Genomic DNA, 561 nt, shown 5'->3' with positions numbered 1-561 from the left:
TTCATCGCCTCTCAGCGCCAATGCATCCACCGAATGCTCTTAAGGCACTTGATCGTTCTCATGATCGATGTCCGCTCCGGCATGACGCCGGAACGGTCCATAATCAGAAAGACCATTTCATGCTACTGATGCGTCCATACTTTCATGCGGACCTTGCGGTCCGCACGTTGCTGGCGGGGTCATCACAACCCCTTCAGGACGCATCCACTCTTCACGATGTCAAACAACACGCAGACGGAGTAAACTCCAACATCTGCGAAACTGTCATCCGGACAAACACAAACACATCAGGAAACCCCGCGCTCAACCCCATCCGCAAAAGCAGATGGTGGAGCCTGACGGGATCGAACCGACGACCTCCTGAATGCAAATCAGGCGCTCTCCCAGCTGAGCTAAGGCCCCATACATGAGGTAAGAACGCACCGCTTTCAGTGGTGGGCCTGGGAGGACTTGAACCTCCGACCTCACGCTTATCAAGCGCGCGCTCTAACCAACTGAGCTACAAGCCCGTATCCTGGCTGCGTATTCCTGGCCAAACGCCAGAAGCCGCGGCCTGCCCCC

The 561-nt window shown here is 56.1% G+C and carries 2 tRNA genes; both read right to left on the bottom strand.

Going from position 1 to position 561, the window contains the following annotated elements:
* Window positions 1–326 precede the first annotated feature (326 nt).
* Window positions 327–402, bottom strand: a tRNA-Ala gene (locus tag AC4FS3_RS29255).
* A gap of 30 nt (window positions 403–432) precedes the next feature.
* Window positions 433–509, bottom strand: a tRNA-Ile gene (locus AC4FS3_RS29250).
* Between the last annotated feature and the right edge of the window lie 52 nt (window positions 510–561).

Source organism: Pseudogemmobacter sp. TB195, from assembly GCF_058313095.1.
This window is presented reverse-complemented; position numbering and strand designations above follow the sequence as displayed.